The 20,217-nt window shown below is 41.0% G+C and carries 21 protein-coding genes; 15 read left to right on the top strand and 6 right to left on the bottom strand.

The genetic code is table 11. The features are described 5' to 3' along the window. The first annotated feature begins 3 nt into the window (after positions 1–3). The 7 genes from rlmD (at position 4) to IQ236_RS04730 (ending at position 6,695) form a co-directional block, all read left to right on the top strand. Positions 4–1,407: a 23S rRNA (uracil(1939)-C(5))-methyltransferase RlmD gene (gene rlmD, locus IQ236_RS04760; RefSeq protein ID WP_193868195.1), complete on the top strand. Its 1,404-nt coding sequence runs from the start codon at positions 4–6 to the stop codon at positions 1,405–1,407. Between the two features lie 284 nt (positions 1,408–1,691). Beyond that, positions 1,692–2,177 carry a universal stress protein gene (locus IQ236_RS04755; protein WP_193868194.1) on the top strand — a complete coding sequence of 162 codons (486 nt, stop codon included), beginning with the start codon at positions 1,692–1,694 and terminating at the stop codon, positions 2,175–2,177. Positions 2,178–2,217: 40 nt separating this feature from the next. Further along, positions 2,218–3,264 carry a UDP-3-O-(3-hydroxymyristoyl)glucosamine N-acyltransferase gene (gene lpxD, locus IQ236_RS04750; RefSeq protein ID WP_193868193.1) on the top strand — a complete coding sequence of 349 codons (1,047 nt, stop codon included), beginning with the start codon at positions 2,218–2,220 and terminating at the stop codon, positions 3,262–3,264. A 509-nt stretch (positions 3,265–3,773) separates the two neighbouring features. Continuing rightward, positions 3,774–4,175 (top strand): AbrB family transcriptional regulator, encoded by a 402-nt coding sequence (locus IQ236_RS04745; protein ID WP_072717147.1) that lies wholly within the window; start codon positions 3,774–3,776, stop codon positions 4,173–4,175. A gap of 23 nt (positions 4,176–4,198) precedes the next feature. Then, positions 4,199–5,089 (top strand): CPBP family intramembrane glutamic endopeptidase, encoded by an 891-nt coding sequence (locus tag IQ236_RS04740; RefSeq protein ID WP_193868192.1) that lies wholly within the window; start codon positions 4,199–4,201, stop codon positions 5,087–5,089. Positions 5,090–5,252: 163 nt separating this feature from the next. Then, positions 5,253–6,065, top strand: coding sequence for a radical SAM protein (locus tag IQ236_RS04735; protein WP_193868191.1), 813 nt, complete (start codon positions 5,253–5,255; stop codon positions 6,063–6,065). Positions 6,066–6,281: 216 nt separating this feature from the next. Then, positions 6,282–6,695, top strand: a complete 414-nt coding sequence (locus tag IQ236_RS04730; RefSeq protein ID WP_190524086.1) for an AbrB family transcriptional regulator — start codon at positions 6,282–6,284, stop codon at positions 6,693–6,695. A gap of 182 nt (positions 6,696–6,877) precedes the next feature. Here the strand turns inward: IQ236_RS04730 and IQ236_RS04725 are convergent, their stop codons facing one another. Further along, entirely contained in the window at positions 6,878–8,434 is a 1,557-nt protein-coding gene (locus IQ236_RS04725; RefSeq protein ID WP_193868190.1) for a cation:proton antiporter, read from the bottom strand. A 251-nt stretch (positions 8,435–8,685) separates the two neighbouring features. Between IQ236_RS04725 and IQ236_RS04720 the strand changes: the two genes are divergently transcribed. From IQ236_RS04720 to IQ236_RS04700, 5 genes are all read left to right on the top strand, one after another. After that, on the top strand, positions 8,686–9,123 hold the full coding sequence (locus tag IQ236_RS04720; protein ID WP_193868189.1) for a DUF2358 domain-containing protein: 438 nt from the start codon (positions 8,686–8,688) through the stop codon (positions 9,121–9,123). A gap of 128 nt (positions 9,124–9,251) precedes the next feature. Beyond that, on the top strand, positions 9,252–9,560 hold the full coding sequence (locus IQ236_RS04715) for a DUF760 domain-containing protein (RefSeq protein ID WP_193868188.1): 309 nt from the start codon (positions 9,252–9,254) through the stop codon (positions 9,558–9,560). A gap of 141 nt (positions 9,561–9,701) precedes the next feature. After that, positions 9,702–10,868 (top strand): DHH family phosphoesterase, encoded by a 1,167-nt coding sequence (locus tag IQ236_RS04710; protein WP_193868187.1) that lies wholly within the window; start codon positions 9,702–9,704, stop codon positions 10,866–10,868. A gap of 156 nt (positions 10,869–11,024) precedes the next feature. Continuing rightward, a complete protein-coding gene (locus IQ236_RS04705; RefSeq protein WP_228041422.1) occupies positions 11,025–11,357 on the top strand; it encodes a hypothetical protein in 333 nt (110 codons plus the stop codon). Between the two features lie 9 nt (positions 11,358–11,366). Further along, the gene (locus tag IQ236_RS04700) at positions 11,367–11,642 is read left to right on the top strand and encodes a type II toxin-antitoxin system HicA family toxin (protein ID WP_193868185.1); all 276 of its coding nucleotides are present in this window, start codon (positions 11,367–11,369) and stop codon (positions 11,640–11,642) included. A gap of 460 nt (positions 11,643–12,102) precedes the next feature. On the opposite strand, the gene IQ236_RS04695 is transcribed toward IQ236_RS04700, so the two are convergent. Next, a complete protein-coding gene (locus IQ236_RS04695; protein ID WP_193868184.1) occupies positions 12,103–12,729 on the bottom strand; it encodes a ribonuclease D in 627 nt (208 codons plus the stop codon). Positions 12,730–12,915: 186 nt separating this feature from the next. Beyond that, on the bottom strand, positions 12,916–13,437 hold the full coding sequence (locus IQ236_RS04690; protein WP_193868183.1) for a CAP domain-containing protein: 522 nt from the start codon (positions 13,435–13,437) through the stop codon (positions 12,916–12,918). A gap of 443 nt (positions 13,438–13,880) precedes the next feature. Between IQ236_RS04690 and IQ236_RS27600 the strand changes: the two genes are divergently transcribed. Then, positions 13,881–14,411 carry a GIY-YIG nuclease family protein gene (locus IQ236_RS27600; RefSeq protein ID WP_322744084.1) on the top strand — a complete coding sequence of 177 codons (531 nt, stop codon included), beginning with the start codon at positions 13,881–13,883 and terminating at the stop codon, positions 14,409–14,411. Between the two features lie 205 nt (positions 14,412–14,616). On the opposite strand, the gene trpB is transcribed toward IQ236_RS27600, so the two are convergent. Then, positions 14,617–15,867, bottom strand: coding sequence for a tryptophan synthase subunit beta (gene trpB / locus IQ236_RS04675; RefSeq protein WP_193868182.1), 1,251 nt, complete (start codon positions 15,865–15,867; stop codon positions 14,617–14,619). Between the two features lie 293 nt (positions 15,868–16,160). Continuing rightward, positions 16,161–16,550 carry a hypothetical protein gene (locus IQ236_RS04670; RefSeq protein ID WP_193868181.1) on the bottom strand — a complete coding sequence of 130 codons (390 nt, stop codon included), beginning with the start codon at positions 16,548–16,550 and terminating at the stop codon, positions 16,161–16,163. A 100-nt stretch (positions 16,551–16,650) separates the two neighbouring features. On the opposite strand from IQ236_RS04670, the gene IQ236_RS04665 reads away from it, so the two are divergent. Further along, on the top strand, positions 16,651–18,057 hold the full coding sequence (locus tag IQ236_RS04665; RefSeq protein ID WP_193868180.1) for a serine/threonine-protein kinase: 1,407 nt from the start codon (positions 16,651–16,653) through the stop codon (positions 18,055–18,057). A 327-nt stretch (positions 18,058–18,384) separates the two neighbouring features. Here the strand turns inward: IQ236_RS04665 and IQ236_RS04660 are convergent, their stop codons facing one another. Next, positions 18,385–19,584, bottom strand: coding sequence for a response regulator (locus IQ236_RS04660; protein WP_193868179.1), 1,200 nt, complete (start codon positions 19,582–19,584; stop codon positions 18,385–18,387). Between IQ236_RS04660 and IQ236_RS04655 the strand changes: the two genes are divergently transcribed. Continuing rightward, on the top strand, positions 19,551–20,201 hold the full coding sequence (locus tag IQ236_RS04655; RefSeq protein ID WP_228041421.1) for a permease: 651 nt from the start codon (positions 19,551–19,553) through the stop codon (positions 20,199–20,201). The genes IQ236_RS04660 and IQ236_RS04655 overlap by 34 nt on opposite strands. Positions 20,202–20,217 lie beyond the last annotated feature (16 nt).

Raw genomic sequence — 20,217 nt, 5'->3', positions numbered from 1 at the left:
CTTATGATGTGGCAGCAAGGACAACAAGTAGAAATTGAAATTACAGATTTAACCGATGATGGCAATGGCGTGGGTCGTTACCAAGATCGAGTGGTATTTGTTCCTGATGCAGTTCCGGGTGATCGCCTGCGGGTGCGACTGGTGCGGGTCAAAAGCAAGTATGCGGAAGGGAAGATACAGGATCTCGTAGAAGCATCCCCTGATCGGGTTTCCCCGCGATGTATTGTGGCGGATAAATGTGGGGGCTGTCAGTGGCAACATATTGATTATGAATTTCAATTACAAGCCAAACGGGATTTAGTCGTTAAAGCCTTAGAACGCATTGGGGGATTTATCCAGCCTCCGGTGGAGCCAGTATTAGCGGGAGAATCGCCTCTAGGATATCGCAATAAAGTCACCTATCCCCTGGGACGTTCGGCAACGGGTCAAGTTCAGGCGGGTTACTTTCAGAAACAAAGTCATCGTTTAGTTAACTTAAATCAATGTCCGGTACAGGATCAACGTCTAAATCCTTTACTGGCGAATATTAAGCAGGATATTCAAAACCGAGGCTGGTCAATTTATGACGAACCCCAACACCGAGGAAAACTTCGCCATCTGTCCCTGAGAATTGGACAACGCACGGGGGAAATGTTGTTAACTTTAATTGCGACCCAGAGCAGTTTACCCGGACTGCAAGAACAAGCGGAAACTTGGTTAGAACAATATCCTTCCTTAAAGGGGGTGTGTTTAAATCTCAATGCGGATCAAACCAATGCAATTTTTGGTCAGGAAACACGGTGTTTAGCGGGTCAACCCTATTTAAAAGAAGAATTTGGGGGACTCCAGTTTTTACTTAGACCGGATACATTTTTTCAGATTAATACAGAAGTGGCAGAAGCGTTATTACAAATAATCCTACAAGACCTCAATTTACAAGGAACTGAACGGATCGTTGATGCCTATTGTGGAATTGGGACATTTACCTTACCCCTAGCACAGGATTTACTGCAAAAACAAGCCGCTTCTAAGCAGTCGTTACAACTTCATCCAGTGATCGGTTTGGAAGTACAAGAAATGGCGATTGAGCAAGCTCGGCAGAATGCTATTTTAAATCAAATTGACACCGTTGAGTTTAAACTGGGAACAGTGCAAAAGTTATTACCCCAGTTAGGGTATAAACCTGATCTTGTTTTACTTGATCCCCCTCGAAAAGGATGCGATCGCACAGTATTAGAAACGTTGCTAGATCTCCAACCTCAACGACTGATCTATATCAGTTGTAAACCCGCAACCTTAGCACGGGATCTAAAAGTTTTATGTGAAACGGGAGTCTATGAATTAATACGGGTACAACCTGCGGATTTTTTCCCGCAAACTTCCCATGTTGAATGTGCTGCTTTTTTAAGTCGTTCATCCCAGGGATGAGATCTAGCCCGATATTCATGACCCCTTAAGGAAATTTCTGTTTCTATTTTTTGTCCTCAAAATTTGTGAAACAGAAATCCCATTCATCTTATAATGGGTAAAACATTAACACTAAATTCTGGCTAAGGTCGTTCTCCTAGATCATTAAAAACCTCTTGGAATCAATTCCGAGGGAGTCATGTTTAAAAAACTGAACCAATTCCCCGGTTCCGTTGCTTGGATCTGTCCTTAGTCTCCCCTGAGTGGTTTAACAATTGCCCCTTACAGATCAAGATATAAAAGGTATGTTTAAGAAAATTCTTGCTCCTTTGGATCTGTCTTCCAACAGTCAGGCTGTGTTTGAACAAGCGTTAGAACTGGCAGTAAGCAATCAAGGGAATTTGATGTTACTGCACGTTTTGTCTACGCATGAAGAAAGCAGTCCAGATTTTGGCATCTTAGTCGGATTAAGCTACTATCCAACGGCGAATCAAGAATTGGTGTATACCTATCAAAAACAATGGCAAGAGTTTACCCAAAAAAGTTTAGACGCCCTGAAATCTTGGTGTCAAATCGCAATGGATGCAGGGGTGGCGACGGAATATACACAAACCGTTGGTAAACCCGGTCAAACAATTTGTGACTTTGCCAAACATTGGGAAGCGGATTTGATTTTAATGGGACGTCGGGGTTACTCGGCTTTAGGAGAGTTGCTCTTAGGAAGTGTTAGTCAATATGTCGTTCATCATGGGCCTTGTTCGGTGTTAATCGTACAATCCCATCCGTCTTAAATTGATTGAAAATTTGCTCCCCCTGCCATTTTTTTTAAGAATGAAGTTTAGTGAACTGGTTGAAAAACTTAATAGTGGAATTACGGGTCATAGTTTGACCCATAACCCCTGCCTCGATCCCGATATTCATGGGGTGGCGGCGGTGGATAAAGCCACCTCTGGAACTCTCAGCTATATTGAAGGGTTAAAATTTGCCTCCTTTGCACAGCAGTCTGCTGCCAGTGCGCTGATTTTACCTGTAGATGAAGCATTACAAACTCAAGCAACAGACCGGGGTTTAGCCTGGGTAGCGGGGGAAAATCCTAGGGCGATTTTTGCGACGGCGATCGCCTTATTTTATCAACCTTACCAACCCCAACCCTCGATTCATCCTAGTGCGGTGATTGATGCGAGTGCCAACATTGGCTCTGAGGTTTATATTGGCCCCCATGTGGTGATTCAAGCGGGGGTGACGATAGGAAATCAGGTGTGTTTGCATCCGAATGTGGTGATTTATCCAGAGGTAAAAATTGGCGATCGCAGTATCTTACACGCCAATTGTACGATTCATGAACGCGCCCAAATCGGTTGTGATTGTGTGATTCATAGTGGCGCTGTCATTGGGGCTGAAGGCTTTGGTTTTGTTCCTACCCAAAACGGTTGGATGAAAATGGAACAATCGGGAATTACCGTCTTAGAAGACGGGGTGGAAGTGGGATGTAATAGTACAATTGATCGCCCTTCTGTGGGAGAAACTCGCATCGGAAAAGCCACAAAATTAGACAATTTAGTACATATTGGTCACGGTTGTACCATCGGTCAGAATTGCGCCTTTGCTGCCCAAGTCGGGTTAGCTGGAGGGGTCACCATTGGCAATGGGGTGTTATTAGCAGGTCAAGTCGGTATTTCCAATCAAGTGAATGTGGGAGATGGGGTCATCGTTACGGCTCAATCTGGCGTTCATCATAATATTTCACGGGGAGAGATGGTCTCCGGTTCCCCGGCTATTGCTAACAAGCTTTATTTAAAAACGGCGGCGGTTTATAGACGATTACCTGAATTGTACCAATCTTTAAAAGCTTTAGAACGTCGTTTTAGAGAGTCTTAGGGCTTGACGGTTGAAGGTTCACTCTGTTTCCTAATTCCTAATGGCTTTCTGGGTGGGAAAGGGTCGGGAATCAGGAAGACGGGGGTGGGATTTTTTGAAGTCTAATCCCGGATCTATTGATCTGTCTTAACGGCGGATTTTTTTTAATGGCATGGCTCAAGGGAGCAGGATGATTTTTCTTTCGGGGAGATGGCGGCCGGAAAAAATTGCGTTCCTGACTCTGGGGACGTAAAATAGGGCGGCTATCCCATTTTTAAGACAGAGCTAAGGGATGAGTTCTAGTACCACCCAATAAGTCTATATTCCCCTGCTCAATCTCAACGGGATTTTGAAGTCCCGTTTTTTTGGTCAGGGTAGAGATGGTGATTCCTGTATGGAAAGATTTGTAACTTAGAAAAAAAAATATTTGTCAAATTGATGAATTTAAGTATATATTATTTTTTATAACTCCAAAAAGTTGAATTGGATAAAAATTACCTACCTAGAGAAGTAAGGAGATTAAGAACAACATGAATAAACCTGCACCAACTCCCTTAACCGGAAAGGCTCTGCTTCAAAAAGTAAAAGAACTGTCTCATATGCCTCGGCGTGAAACAGCAAAGCTGTGCGGTTATTACAGCACGACAAAGGACAACCAAGTTCGCGTCAATCTCACAGATTTTTATGATGCAGTGCTGAAAGCACGGGGGATTCCGCTTAGTCCCGATGGTACAAAAGATGGTCGGGGTCGGGAAGCAACTTATATGGTGAGCGTTCACAAAAACGGTCAAATTGTAATAGGCTCAACCTATACCAAAGAAATGGGACTGAAACCCGGTGATGAGTTTGATATCAAGCTCGGATACAAGCATATTCACCTGATTCAAGTCGAAAATGGAAAAGACGCCAGCAGTGGCGATGAAGAAGAGTAAATTCGCTCACTTGAGCCATTAGAATGATATTTTCATGGCTTGCAAATGCGCCAACCCTGATTAAAATTGCTGTTTTTTTTGGGGTGTGGATGGGTTTATGGATGCCAATTGCTGTTGTCAGTGCATTCGCTCTCAATTGGCGTCCTTCTGAACCCCTAAATGAAACCCAAAAATTGACGTTGCTGGCGTCGCTTTATGGAATTGCTCCGATAGTTTTGTGGAAAGTTAGCCAAGTTGAGGGTCGATCCTTCTTTGATTATGGTTTAGCTTGGCGATCGCAGTTTTTCAGATCAATTGCCATTGGTTTCGGTCTGGCTGTTATCAGCCTGATCGCCTTATTTGGTTTTCAATTTATCCTGGGTTGGCTCAATTGGCGACAACAACACTGGGAAAATATAGGTGAACAGTCCTCTTCCCTAAATTTTGGGCGTCACCCTATAAAGGGATGGATTAAAATATGGGAAAAAATATTAGTTTTCGGGCCAATTCTGCTGATAGCCCTGTGGATTAGTAGTACCGAGGAGTTAATCTTTCGAGGATTTTTACAAAAACAATTACAGCAAGAATATTCAGCCTTTATCGCCGCCGTGCTCGCCAGTGGGATTTTTGCCCTGACCCATCTGTTCTGGGACGTCCGCAACACATTACGCCAATTACCCGGATTAGGATTAATGGGAATGGTGTTGACTTTCGCCTGTTTGGGTCAGGGGGGGTCTTTAGGTCTAGCCATTGGACTACACGCAGGTTGGATTTGGGGAATAGCCAGTTTGGATACCCTGGGAGGCGTTGACCCCACCCAGAAAGTTCCTGAATGGGTCACAGGGTTAGGGGGAAAACCCTTAGCGGGTATGTTGGGAATAGTAATGTTGTTAGTGGTCGCGGGTTTATTAGAAATCGTTTACCCTTTAAGCTAGGGTGCTACATGAATTACGAATTACGAATTACGAATTACGAATGGGGAATAGGACATAGGAAATACCAGATAATACTTCTGGCTGTTTTATGTCAATTGTAAATTATTACAATCTATTTGGGATTTCTATATCTTCTGGCGGCATTTTGCCCCCTTGAAAAAATATGACAACCGCAACAATTTCTACTCCAGAATTTACCCCGGTCTATGGCCCTGTGTGGTCGTGGCGCTATGGAAAATCCTTGGGAATTGATCCCATTGGTGAGATTTCTACCTGTTCTTTTAATTGTGTTTATTGTCAACTCGGAGAAATTAAACTTAAAACCCAAGAGCGTCAAATTTATGTTCCGACTGAGCAAATTTTACAAGCCTTAGCTCAGTTTGCGCCTTGGGATGTGGATGTAATTACCTTAAGTGGAAGTGGAGAACCAACCTTAGCCGCAAATTTAGGGGAAATTTTAATCGGAATTAAAACCCTCACACAGCGTCCAACTTTGGTATTAACCAACGGGACAACCTTATCAGATTCTCAAGTTCGAGAACAATTAACTTTAGCCGATCGGGTATCTGTAAAACTCGATGGTATTTCAACCGCCCAACTTCAACGAGTGAATCAACCCGTCAGGGAAATTAATTTAACACAGCTACTCATAGATCTGCAAGAATTTCGTCGCATCTTCCCTGGAGAATTGGGAATCCAAACGATGATTTTATCGCCTTGGTCATTATCAGATCGCCAGGAATATCAACGTTGGATCAAAGCGATCGCACCGACTGAAATTCAACTGAATACTCCCACTCGTCCCAAACCGTTAAAACATGAATTAGCCGGACGAGAAAATCATCCCTCCCCTGAAAATCTTCCCTATCAAGCTCGGAAACTCAAATCGGTTCAGCCTTCTATCTTACAAGATTTTGCTCAAGAAATTCAAGCGCAAACCGGAATTCCTGTCCGCTATCCTCCCGTCTCTAATTGATCCTCAAGTTTGCGTTGCTCTGGGGTCAGGGATTGTATCTTGATTAAAACTTCAATCTATCAATCTGATAGGTAATGGAGATCAAAAAAGGCTTTTTTCAAAAATGATTCTTCAGGTTCCTAAAATGTATTGAAATGTTAACGATACCCAAATTGTTATAGAAGAAAATAAAATAAATATGATAAAATAAAATTTAGTTACACTTGGAGAATATTTATGGCAAAAACAATCACAGAAAAGCCTTCAACTACTCCACTAACAGGTAAAGCCTTATTACAGAAAGTTAAAGCTTTGGGCAACTTACCTCGTCGGGAAGCGGCTCGTTTGTGCGGGTATTATACCCAAACAAAAGATAGCCAAACTCGCGCCAATATGACAGAATTTTACGATGCGTTACTGGCAGCAAAGGGCATTGCCTTAGATCCAGGTCGCAGCAAAGATGGACGGGGAAGGGAAGCAAGTTTTCGGGCTTGTGTGCATAAAAACGGTTCCCTGGTTATTGGTGCGAACTATACTGAATCCATGGGATTAGAAGCCGGAGATCAATTTGAAATTCGCTTAGGTTCAAAACACATCCATTTGATTCAAGTTGGGGAGAAATCTGAAGAAGATGTCCTCGATGAAGAATAACCGCTTAACTCTGATTTAAGGGGTCAAGGTTGGCTTGTCTAATTTTAAAAACCCGCATCCACAAGCTACTGTAATTCCACATTTAATTAAACATAAAACGTTTAATCGACTCACAAGCTAACCTTACCTCCTAACACAATTTTTTGTTGTCCTCCACCGGACAGTTAGAAAAAAAATGATTTTTATTCTTCCCCAACAACTTCAATTAAAACTGGGGCTAAATTCTCATTCAGCCTACCCAGCCGAATTAATTCTGCATAGGTATCTGCTTCAATGTCTAATAAGGTTTCTTCAAATTCTTCCCTAGCGACTTCTTGTAATTGCGGATATTCGTTGAGTAACTGATGGAATTTCTGTTTAACGCTGTTTAGCTCTCCTTGGACTAATTGCTTTTTATACCGATAGAATTCAGAATCAAGATCAGGGAAGCGATCAGAATTATCTAAATACTGTAAAACTCGCTGTAGAGCAATTTGACGAGCAACTAATTGAGAATATTCTTGACGAATAGGTTGATCTCCAATTAAGTTCAAGCCTTTCAGCAATACTTGAATACTTAACCCTTGTACTAAAAGCGTAAATAAAACCATTCCAAAAACAATATCAATAATCTCTTGTTTTTCAGCAATTATTTCAGGAACACTTAAAGCTAGAGCAATCGAAACAGAACCTCTTAATCCCCCCCACCATAAAATCGTTTGTTCTTGAACTGTAATCGTACTATTACCGATACTATTATTTAAAGCACTCAATCCGAAAATTCCAATACACCGAGTAGCTAAAGCCGCAGCAACGGCAATAAAAATTAAAGGGAGATGACTCCCTAAACTGGCAAATTGAGTTTGATCTCCAATTAATAAAAATATCATGGAATTGACAAAAAATGCAATAAATTCCCAAAATTCTGTGACAATTAAGCGAGTTCTAGGATTCATCCCAATTCTTGAACCCCAATTGCCTAAAATGATGCCAACAATGACCACAGCAATAACACCTGAACCGCCTAATTCTTCTGTAATTAGATAAGTTCCATAGGCAGAAACTAAGGTTAAAGATTGTTCAACAAACGGTAGATCAAACCGTTGGGTAATAAAGGAAACTCCGAATCCAATCACACATCCGACTCCAGCCCCAATTCCGACTACGGTTAAGAATTGTCCCAAAGCTTCCGAAATAGAAAAGGAATTCATTCCTAAAGGAATCCCTACTAATAAGATAAAGGCAACAACCGCGACTCCATCATTAAATAAGCTTTCTCCCTCCATTAAAACGGTTAATTTTTTACTAGCACCTAATTCTTTAAATAAGGCAATCACAGAAACGGGATCAGTTGCAGCTAAAGCGGCTCCTACTAATAAAGCAATGGGTAAGGTTAAACCCGCCCATTGATACAAGGAAAAGCCAATCCCGACGATAGAAATAACGACTCCAAAAATAGCAAATAAAGTAATCGGAAACCAGTTCGACTTTAAATTTCGCCAAGATAAATTCCAAGCGGCTTCAAACAATAACGGGGGAAGAAAAATTTCCAAAATTAATTGGGGAGAAAGATTAACTAACCGAACATCTACAAACGCTAATCCCATCCCTACAATAACTAATAATAATGTATAGGGGATTTTACGAAATATAGCCCAAGCTCGTGACAGTGCAGCTACCGTTAAAGAAACGGAAAGAACCAATAGAAAACGCTCCAAGTTTTGGGTAATCATTTCAGGATTTGCTACGTCTAAACTCATGTTTTTTCAACTCCTTCAATTTCAAATCGGTTAACAACTTCTGCTCAGGCTCGTACATTATCCTGGTTACGGATACCTTGAGGCTCATTCTCTCTTTGGCGATGTAATTTTCATCCTTCTACATTAGCCTAATCTTAAAAAGTGTCAATCCCCATCAAAACTGTTAAAATGATAGAGAATCAAGAACCAAAGCCAGTCATTGAACTTTGGGTCTGTGTTCAAGGATATAAAATTTAGCTATTTTTTGACTGATGAATATTAAAATAACTAGCCAAGACTATACTGCTCAAGTTCAAAACGTCATTGATACCTTAAACCAAGATTTACCCCTTTTATTTAACCAAGATATTTCCTATGATATTTATACCTCAGATATAGAATTTATTGACCCAGTAAATCGATTTAAAGGCAAGTTTAGTTATCGGATTATTTTTTGGACGTTACGGTTTCACGGTCAATTGTTTTTTACAGAATTGTATTTTGATTTACATGATGTTCAACAAACTGCATCCGATATTATTACTGCTAACTGGACAGTGCGGGGAACTTTGCGTTTACCCTGGAAACCTCGATTATTTTTTAATGGATATTCTACCTATAAGCTTACTCCTCAAGGCTTAATTTATTATCATCAAGATACTTGGGATAGACCGCCTCAAGCAATTTTAAAACAATTCATAAGCTCGTAATTTTGATTAAGAGTCGAATAACCCGTTCTCTAAGTTCGGTTTTACACACTATAACAAGTTCAAAAAGGTTAGTTACAGTAAAAATAAGAACAGAAAGCAATAACAAGATTAAATTATTTGATAAGACTATGACAAACCCTGTATCTCATCGTCAACTCTCTGCAAATAATGTATTATGGCAATATGTTCAAGCGATGGAACCGGAAACTATTGCTAAACTGTCTCAACCGGAACCCGAAGTTGCTCAAATTATGGAAAATAGCTTGATGCAAATGTTAGGTGGTTTACCTTCAGAGCATTTTGATGTTACTATTACGACAAACCGTGAGGATTTAGGCCGTCTTTTAGCATCAGCAATGATGAATGGTTATTTCCTCTACAATGCCAAACAACGCCTGGAGTTTGAAAAGTCTTTATCTCCTTCTCAAGATGCTTGATTTTTACTGAAAAGTTGCTACAGTCAAACATAGTTGCACTGCAACACCTTGAACAATTCCAATGATTCGGCTTTATTCCTTCCATACCAATTGGTGTGGAAGGAAACGTCTATTAGAACTTACTTTTATTTATATTTTACAGTGAACAATTCCACTCAATCTGATGGGTTAACGGTTTCCAGGGAGCCTTCTCTCAACCTATGTTCTGAATTCGTTTTACCCATTCAGAAAAAACAGGCTTTTCAGCAAGTTTTAGAACGTCATTCGGGAGAACATCAATTAATTATTATACAAGATTTTCCCGATCCTGATGCCTTATCTTCAGCTTGGGCTTATCAGTTAATTGCTAAACAATATAATATTGACTGTGATATTGTCTATGGGGGAACCCTGAGCCATCAAGAAAATATTGCCTTAGTGAAATTAACAGGATTACCTGTCCATCGCTGGCCCTTAGAAATGGCAAAAACCAAAGATTTATCAATTTATTCCGGTTGTGTTTTAATTGATAATCAAGGAACAACCAGTCAACTCACCCCTTTAATTCAAGCAGCTAAACTCCCAATTACGGTATTAATTGATCATCATAGTATGCAGAAGGATTTACATCCTGAATTTTGTGATATTCGTCCTCAAATTAAGGCAACTGCAACTATTTTTACCCAATATTTGCAATCGGGATTTTTAGAACTTGATAATAGTGAAATTGATCATATTAATTGTGCAACGGCGTTAATGCACGGGTTACGTTCGGATACAAATCAACTTCGACAAGCCACCCGTGAGGATTTCTTAGCCGCAGCCTATTTAAGTAATTATTATGATGCAAGTTTATTAGATTCTGTGTTGCGTTCTTCTCGGTCTAAACGGGTGATGGATGTCATCGAACGAGGGTTATCAAATCGTCAAGTTTTAGATAATATTTCAATTTCAGGGGTCGGTTTTTTACGCGCTTCTGACCGAGATGCTATTCCGCAAGCGGCGGATTTTCTATTAACTGAAGAAAACGTGCATACGGCGGTGGTTTATGGATTAGTTCATGATGATTTTAATGAACTGGAGATTATTGTCGGTTCCTTGAGAACAAATAAAATCACCCTTGACCCGGATGAATTTATTAAGGAAGCCTTTGGAACCGATGCAACGGGTAAGTTTTTTGGAGGGGGAAGAAGTCAAGCGGGAGGGTTTGAAATTCCGTTAGGGTTTCTATCGGGTTTTAATGAAAATAAAGATTATGCAGAGATGAAATGGAAGGTATTTGATGCTCAAGTGAAGCAAAAATTATTGCGTTTAGTGAATCCTGATTAAAAGGTTTAATCTGTTTCAGGTTATTCCTGAGCATTCAACTGAATGGATAATTTTATGTTTTTAAGAGGCTTAGGCTAAGGGGTTGACATTTCCTGAAATTCTATACTATAGTTAATATAGTGTGGATTATCTTATTAAAAACAGGATTATTATTCATTGTCAAAAGAAACCCTAATGAAAAACACATTATTAAGATGTTTTCTAAAACAAGAAAATAATCAATGGGTGGCTGTTTGCATCGATCTAAATTTAGCCTCTCAAGCAGATACCTGTAACGAGGCTAAATTAAAATTAGAAGCGATGATCAATTCCTATGTTCAAGAAGCTTTGACAGTAGATAGTGACTATGTAGAGCAATTATTATCTCGTAAAGCACCTTTCTCTCTCATTTTAGAATACTATTTTGCAGTTTTGCTTGAAAACTTGCCTGCTTTTAACCTTGCCCATTTTCAGATTTTTTCTGGCGTTTCACAGTCTCAAGTGGTTTAGGAGAAGATCTTGGGATTTTTTACAAAGTTTGCGCCGCCAACCTGTAAGCAAGTTAAAACAGCCCTTAAAAACATGGGTTTTGAACCCCAAAAACAAGATGGAACTTCCCATGAACAGTGGAAAAAAATTGTTAATGGGAAATTATACAAAGTTACTGTTGACTGTCCCAAAGCTCCATTTAGCAAAACCCTAGTTAAGTCCATGGCTTCCCAGGCTGGAGTATCCAAAAAAGTCTTTCTGGAATACTGTTTTGATAAAAAATTAAAAGATGATCCTCATCAGTAAAAAATCATCTTTTGTCTTCTCTTTATCCCAAAGGCAGTTAGTGAATTTTTTTTGAGAATTTTCCTGAACAGAATCATAGATGAAGGAATAAACAGGAGTAGATGCACCCTGATGGTTTTCCTTCAACTTCGGTTGGGGGATTTTTTTTGAGAATTTTCCTGAACAGAATCATCGATAGAGGAATAAACAGGAGTAGATGCACCCTGATGGTTTTCCTTCAACTTCGGTTGAGGGAATTTTTTTTGAGAATTTTCCTGATGAGAATCAACAGCGAAGGAATCAATAGATGTAGATGCACCCTGATGGTTTTCCTTCAACTTCGGTTGGGGGATTTTTTTTGAGAATTTTCCCGATGATAATCAACAGCGAAGGAATAAACAAGAGTAGATGCACCCTGATAGTTCCCCCTCAACTTCGGTTGGGGGGTTTTTGCTTGGGAAGACTTCTTGCGTCAGTTGTATTAATGGTGTTCAAAAATACCTTGAAATTGTAATAAATCTAAAGTGACCATTACAGGTAAACAGGAAAAACATTGTTGAGCGAGTTCTAAACGGTCTTCCCGTTCTAACATCGACACTAACTTTTTCTGAACGTTCAATAGATAGCGAACATCATTGGCGGCATAGTTTAATTGCTCTTCGGAAAGGTTACTCGCATTTCCCCAGTCAGAACTTTGGGAGGTTTTATCGAGTTCCACTTGTTCTAATTCTTGGACTAACTCTTTCAGTCCGTGTTTCCCGGTGTAAGTTCGTGCTAATTTACTGGCTATTTTTGTACAAAATACGGGGTTAACTTCTATTCCTAAGTAATAGCGAATAGTGGCAATATCAAATCGAGCAAAATGGAAGACTTTGAGAATATGAGGTGCTTCTAACAGTTGTTTTAAGTTCGGTGCTTCTGTTTGACCTTTAGCAATTCTAATGGCGGTGACTTGACCTTTGGGGTCACAAATTTGAATTAAGCAAAGGCGGTCTCTCCAAGGTAATAACCCCATCGTTTCCGTATCAACGGCTAACGCATCGGCGGTTAGGTATTCAGATAATAACGTTTCAGAAATATCCCCATCACAAACTTGAAAATTAAACATAGGATTATTGACGGTTGACGGTTGACGGTTGATGGTTGATGGTTGATGGTTGATGGTTGATGGTTGATGGGTAGGGGCGGGGTTACCCCCCCCTACGACGGTTGACTGTTAGCTTTATTAGTTTTTAATAAAACTATTCCCCATTCGTAATTCGTAATTCGTAATTCGTAATTCCCTATTCTACATTTAAAGCCATGCTTTTCTTACAAAAATTTGAGTAAAATAATACTCTCCTTTGGCATTTCTGACAATCCCCACTCCGGTTAACTCATAATTTCCCACCATATTGCGTTGATGACCTGGACTTTCTATCCATCCTTTTACAGCTTGTTTTCCAGGGTCAACATAACCCGAATTAAAAGCGACATTTTCAGCAATTTCTTGCCAACGAACGACTTGACGAACAGCTTGAAATCGAGCTTTTGACCCCCCATGACCAAAGGGAACTTGACCATTAGCCATTAACTGACTATGAATACGACATTGTTCACTAATTTTAGGATCTAGTTTTAAGGGGGGTAAATTTTTAGAAGCGCGATAATCATTGACTTGTTGATGTACGGATAATTCCAATTGCGCCAGATTAGAATTATTGGGGGTAGCAATGGGTGTCACTTGCGGTAGGGGCTTTCCAATTGAATTAATTTCTGCTAAAAATGTACACCCTCCCAATAATAAAACTATTCCCATGAATGGTAACTTAAACATAGTTGATTTTAGCAATAGTGTTGACGCGGTACAGTTGCGATAGGTCTGGGAAATCGAGAGCACTTTTTAGCTTACAGCACAAATTGTGATTTTTGTCAATATACCTATTTGTGGCTTTCGGTTTTCGTCCAAAAATTCGTGCATTGTAAAGTCGTAAATTAGTCAAGATACCTTGATATTATACGAAAGAATAAGGGTTTTAGGCTTCATTTTTGCATTTAGACACAATAACCCCTTGAAGGGTGTTTCCTTAAGTGTACCAGAACCCCTATAATCTCGTCAACTATTTGAGAAGAATTCTTAATAAAATATCAAGATTTCCTGACAAAGTTTTAAATTTTAAAATTATACCAATACAAAATATATAGCAACCGCTAGGCGCGGTTAGGACATACAATTTCGGGAGTTTTATGCAGAAGTTTTCCGTATATCGTTGATCAGGTCTGTTAGGTGGAAAGTTTCTGTATTCGGAAGAACATGAGGCACTGGAAGAAAGGATGCACACGGAATTAAAAGATTTCCGCGTTTCTGATAATAGAGAGTTTTTCCGCTATCCTCTGGATAAAGCAATACAACTTTTGCAAAAGTTCAACACTTTGCATGAGGATTCCACATCAACGTATGTGGCTGAAGATGTACTTTCACGTCTGAGAGAAAAATACCCAAATTACCTAAAACCAGAGATCGTAGGGGTTAGGATTATCCAAACTCAAGAGCGAGTTTGGCTAGAAGTGACAGAGGAAGAAGAAATAGCAGGTTATTTAAAGAATCAGACAATAAAACGGACTGACCTTGCCTTTATCAGTGATGGAGATTACGAAAGTCGTTTCTTCAAGTCAACAGATGATGTCACCATTAACGCTGACAAGTTTGTGAAGGAATTTGATCCTTATTCGATAATTATGACGACTGACCTATTTCATGAAGAGGCTTGTCATGAAGTGGATGAAAAATTCAATCCGCATAAGCAGTAATCACATAACTACGGCAGAACAAGGTGCTGTACCCGACCGCCTACAGTCCGCTCGTTTCTTGCTCCCTTCCGGCGGTGGGTTAGCTTGTTAGTTGGGCTGCTTCATCACTGAAATCAATAACGTTCTAATGTCACCCATCTCACGGGGTGACAACCCTGTGAGGAGGTCACCCATCCGACAAACAATTTTGCTTTTAGTGCTGAATTTAACTGTTAGGATGATTCAAGAATTTTTGCACCGTTTGTACATCCTTATCTCCCCGTCCTGAACAATTTAAAATAATCCGAGGACTGCCTTCTAATTGCGGACAAAGCATTTCTAAATACGCGATCGCATGGGCTGTTTCCAACGCCGGAATAATACCTTCTAAACGAGATAACCGTTGAAACGCATCTAACGCTTGTTGGTCAGTCACACTATAATATTCTGCCCGACCTAAATCTTTTAAATAGCTGTGTTCTGGCCCCACACCCGGATAATCTAACCCCGCACTAATGGAATGAGCTTCCATGACTTGACCATCATCATCTTGTAACAGATAACTCATCGCCCCGTGTAAGACTCCCACTTGACCATGAGTTAAGGTGGCGGCGTGTTTTCCCGTTTCCACCCCCGACCCAGCGGCTTCTACCCCAATAAGGCGCACAGAAGATTCATTCACAAACTCATTAAAGAGTCCCATAGCGTTTGAACCCCCACCGACACAAGCTAATAAAATATCGGGTAAACCGCCCCATTTTTCTAAACATTGGCTGCGAGTTTCGACCCCAATCACATTATGAAAATCCCGTACAATCATGGGATAGGGATGGGGGCCAGCAACGGAACCGAGAATATAATGGGTCGTTTCCACGTTCGTTACCCAGTCGCGGATAGCTTCGGACGTCGCATCTTTTAACGTTCCGGTTCCCGCTTCCACAGGTCGAACTTCCGCCCCTAACAACCGCATTCTAAACACATTCAGGGCTTGACGTTCCATGTCGTGAATGCCCATATAAATCACACAGTCTAGGCCATAGCGGGCGCAAACCGTCGCCGTCGCCACCCCATGCTGACCCGCCCCGGTTTCTGCAATAATGCGTTGTTTACCCATTTTCTTCGCTAACAACGCTTGGGCGAGAGCATTATTAATTTTATGAGCCCCGGTATGGTTGAGGTCTTCTCGTTTCAGATAAATTTGCGGGCCTGTACCGTCGGGTTTAGCATAATGTTGGGTGAGGCGTTCGGCGAAATACAGAGGGCTAGGCCGTCCCACATAGTCTTTAAGCAGGCTTTGGAGTTCCGTTTGAAATTCAGGATCTTGACGATAATGGTGATAGGCTGTTTCCAGTTCAGCTAAGGCAGGCATTAAGGTTTCAGGAACGTATTTGCCGCCAAATTGTCCGAAGCGTCCGAGAAGGTCAGGGCGTTGTGTTGCGGTGAGTTGGGGGTTGGGAGGTAAGGGAGTGGTAGTCACGGCGCAGGGAAATGATTAAGATTGAACAATTTCCTAATTATATAGCGAGTCTCAATCAAAAGGTTAGGAATCTAACCTGACTCAGTTGTTGTGATATAAAATCCCTAAATGTTTACTGCAAATTTACCCCTGTAGAGACGTTCCATGGAACGTCTCTACAGGGGTTAGGGGGGATCATCTGTACCATCTATAATGGGATTTGATATGAGTTAGGGAACAAAAGCCACTGTTTGGAAATTAAATGATATTGATATTGAGTATTAACATATTCTAATTGTACTAATTAAGCTTTTTTACGGGGACACAGGTTGAATATAACGTTGATTCGCCCGGACATAACAGGGGTTATTTTCAGGATATCTCCGAACAGGCATCCAAGGCAATTGTTGACTATCTTTAGCATTGATTAAAACTTCATCAGAACCCCCTCGATAGACTTCTGCTTGTAAAATATCTCCCTGTTTAAATTGTTGAATAATTGGAGAATTGATGTTTGCTGTTTGACGACAATTTAATGCGGGTGTCACGACTTTCCATAGGGAACCTGCCATCAAACGGGGAGAAGCTTGACCTTTAACGGGTGCTTCATTCAAGTAATAATTTCCCTGACTATCGGGGATAGGAATAGGCAGTTGACTCAATAAAACCATTGTAAGGTTTAAAGCTGCTAATGGTATTTTCATAAATATTAATAATAGTAAGCTTTTCTAAATGAGGCAATCGGTGTAATTGTGATAATATAGAATTAACAGTATTCTACCTCAATCACACCAGTCCTGAACCATGAGTCAATGCCTTAACCCAGATTGCCTCCATCTCAACTCTCAAACAACAATTTTTTGTCAAAAGTGTGGATCTAAATTACTATTAACAGATCGATATCGAGCTTTAAAAATATTAGGACAAGGAGGATTTGGTCGAACGTTTCTAGCGGTTGATGAGCATAAACCGTCTCAACCCTATTGTGTAATTAAACAATTTTTACCCCAAGCTCAAGGTACGAATAATCAACAAAAAGCCGAGGAACTTTTTAAACAAGAAGCGATACAATTAGAACAGTTAGGCAAACATCAACAAATTCCTGAATTATTGGCCTATTTTATCCAAGATCATCGTCAATATTTAGTTCAAGAATATATTGAGGGAGAAAATTTAGCTCAAGAATTATCTAAAAGTGGAGCATTTTCAGAAACTCAAATTGTTAATCTGTTAGGAGATTTATTACCTGTTTTAGCGTTTATTCACCAAAAACAAGTAATTCATCGAGATATTAAACCAGAAAATATTATTAGAAGAAAGAGCGATAATAAATTAGTTTTAGTAGATTTTGGGGCAGCTAAAGCAGCCACTAGGACGGCGTTAGCAGTTACAGGAACAGTTATTGGTTCGGCTGGATATGTCGCACCAGAACAAGCGTTAGGAAAACCGACTTTTGCCAGTGATTTATATAGTTTAGGAGTGACTTGTATTCATTTATTAACGAATAAGACACCCTTTGATTTATTTGATGTCAGTGAAGGAGATTGGGTTTGGCGAGATTATTTAACAGTTAAAGTCAATAATACTTTGGGTCAAGTCTTAGATAAACTTTTAAAACAGGGAACTAAAAAACGTTTTCAAACTGCTCAAGAAGTCTTAGATGCTTTACAATTAACCGAAAAACCGATATCACAACCAACACCACAACCTGATATTGAATTAAAGTCAGCTAAAGGTGTTAACTATCATAAATTAGAACAACTTTTAAAAGCTGGAAACTGGAAAGAAGCTGACCAAGAAACAGCTAAAAAAATGTTAGAAGTTGCCGGAAGAATAAAGGAGGGATATTTAAGGGTTGAAGATATTGATAATTTTCCCTGTGAGGATTTACGAACAATTGACCAACTTTGGGTAAAATATAGCAATGGACGCTTCGGATTTTCAGTACAGAAGTGCATCTATCAAAGTCTGGGAGGAACCCGGAGTTCTGATCGAAAAGTCTGGGAAGTGTTTGGAGAACAGGTAGGTTGGCGTGTGAATGGAAACTTTTTGTTTTACAAAGATCTAAATTTTCATCAGACAGCACCAGTTGGTCACCTCCCTTGTGGGAGGATTTTACACTGGAGGATGCACCCTACACGATGGAGGATGGATAGTGGAGAGGCAAGGATATCTTCTCTCGCGTCGAGACTTGTAGACTGTAACAGATAAAGCTTTTAACCCGACAGCGTAAGGGCGAGGCGCGCCTCGCCCCTACAGGGAATTAATAGGGTTGCAGGTTTCCGATAGGGTCAGAAACCCGGTTTCTTGGAGGTGTGGGTGGGGGTCAGAAACCGGGTTTCTTAATTGAGCTTTTTGTTAATAGCAAAAGTTAGGGCAGAAACCCGGTTTCTTGGAGGTGTGGGTGGGGGTCAGAAACCGGGTTTCTTAATTGAGCTTTTTGTTAATAGCAAAAGTTAGGGCAGAAACCCGGTTTCTTGGAGGTGTGGGTGGAGAGGAGAGCAGAAAGGGTTTCTTAATTGAGTATCAGGGATGCTATTATCGGAGCCATTGGGTGACATCAAAGGTCGTTCCTGTTAACTTAATGATCTGGCCAGAATGATCAAAAACGGGGCCGCCTCGGGCGTTGATGTAGCGAATTTCTCCATCATTGGCGCGAATGATGCGTAAGTTGGCTTCAAACGCCTCTCTTCTGAGTGCAGGAGAGTGAATGGCTTCCTGATGAAGTTGGCGATCATCAGGGTGAATTAAAGCTAAAATTTCTTCAGGAGAAGGAGCAGACTGATTCGGGTCAAGACCATGAATCAGAAAAAGCTCCTCCGTCCAATAAATTTCACGAGTTATAACATCGAACTCCCAACACCCCACTTGAGCCACTCGTTGGGCATTTCGCAACATCATTTCTGATCGTCGTAGTTGGGCTTCAATGTGTTTGCGCTGCTCAATTTCCTCCTGTAGACGGGCATTCGCCGCCATCAATTCTTGCCAGATATTGGCGGTAATTGAATCAACCATCCCTTCTAGGAGATAAGGATCTCGGTTAAGCAACTTGGTTTCCTTGTTATAAACCGGATCGAGACAGTACCCCAGACCATAGTGGGTTTGAATAAAATCTTGAAGACCCGCCTGTTCAAGCTTGCGGCGAATACTGCGGATATGGCTCTTGAGGGTGGCATCGCTGGGTAACTCATCGTCCAATGTCCAGAGGCGATCGCCTATCTCGCTGCGAGAAAACATTTGCCGGGGATAAGTGAGAAATAGCTTCAGAATTTGGTATTCCTTGCGGTTGACCTTCAAAACTTGACCGTGACAGGTAATTTGCTGGGCGGTAGGATTGAGAGACAATGGCCCCCAGGTTAACAGAGGGCTGGCCCGACGAAGGCCCCGCCGCGCCAAAGCACGCAGTTGAGCCAGGAGTTCAGGAAGCTGAATCGGTTTCACTAAACAGGCATCGGCCCCACTATCTAAGCTCTGGACACAAGTGTCTGCCTCAGCAGGCTCCAGCATCAGCAAAATCAAAACGGGGTTGCCAACCTCGCGCAAGCGACAACACAAAGTCACTCCATCCATATCAGGCAATACCGCCTCCAGCAAAACCCCATCGTACATGAACGCCTGAAGCAATTCCCAGGCTTCCTCGCCATCGGTTGCAATATCAACAATAAAGCTATGGCGCGATAAAACCTGATGCAGGACTCTACACAATGTTGGGTCTGGGGAAACTAGCAGAATTCTCATGGTTTAGCGGTTCAGCTTTCACAAGGGCTATCCCTCCAGAATTACACAAACTTTTCACCTTTTTGTGTCATGCTTTCTCCAAGTTTTTTAGTCCAGACCAAATTCTGAAAGGGTTGCTCTATATGGTTCCCGCCTCCCATCACGTCTATGATTTCATTCAAAAGAATGCCTTGATCAGTGGTGTGATCAATGGTGTCATCAACGGTGTGATTGGCTGGTTTATGTTTCGAGGAAAAGAGGCTCTACCCCTTACGGTTGATACCATATCAGCCCATGAAAAAACAGTTTTCTCAACGGGGGTGATGACAGCGTTTATGCTGTCGCTGATCTTGGGGACAATCGCCTTTTTTACCTTCAGCAAAAAAGCTAAAACTTTCCCCGTGCCATTTCCAGAGCTTTTGGATCGGCCTTTTTTCTTTTTTGGGGTGAGAACGGTTCTATTTTATTCTCTGTTTGCCTTTGGTACAGCGGCATTGATTGCCCTATTTTTGCAAAAGTTTTTAGGAACAATTCTGGTAACACCTTTGAGCGGTGCCATTCTCTTAGGAATAATCGCAGGGGTAGCCTCCTGGTTTATTAATGCGGCGGTGATGAAAGCGATGTTGCGACCTGAGTAGGTTTTTGAAGAATTAA

It is taken from the genome of Planktothrix mougeotii LEGE 06226 (assembly GCF_015207485.1).
Classification (GTDB): Bacteria; Cyanobacteriota; Cyanobacteriia; order Cyanobacteriales; family Microcoleaceae; genus Planktothrix.
The sequence above is the reverse complement of the archived record's forward strand: the minus strand, read 5'-3'. Positions and strand labels throughout refer to the sequence as shown.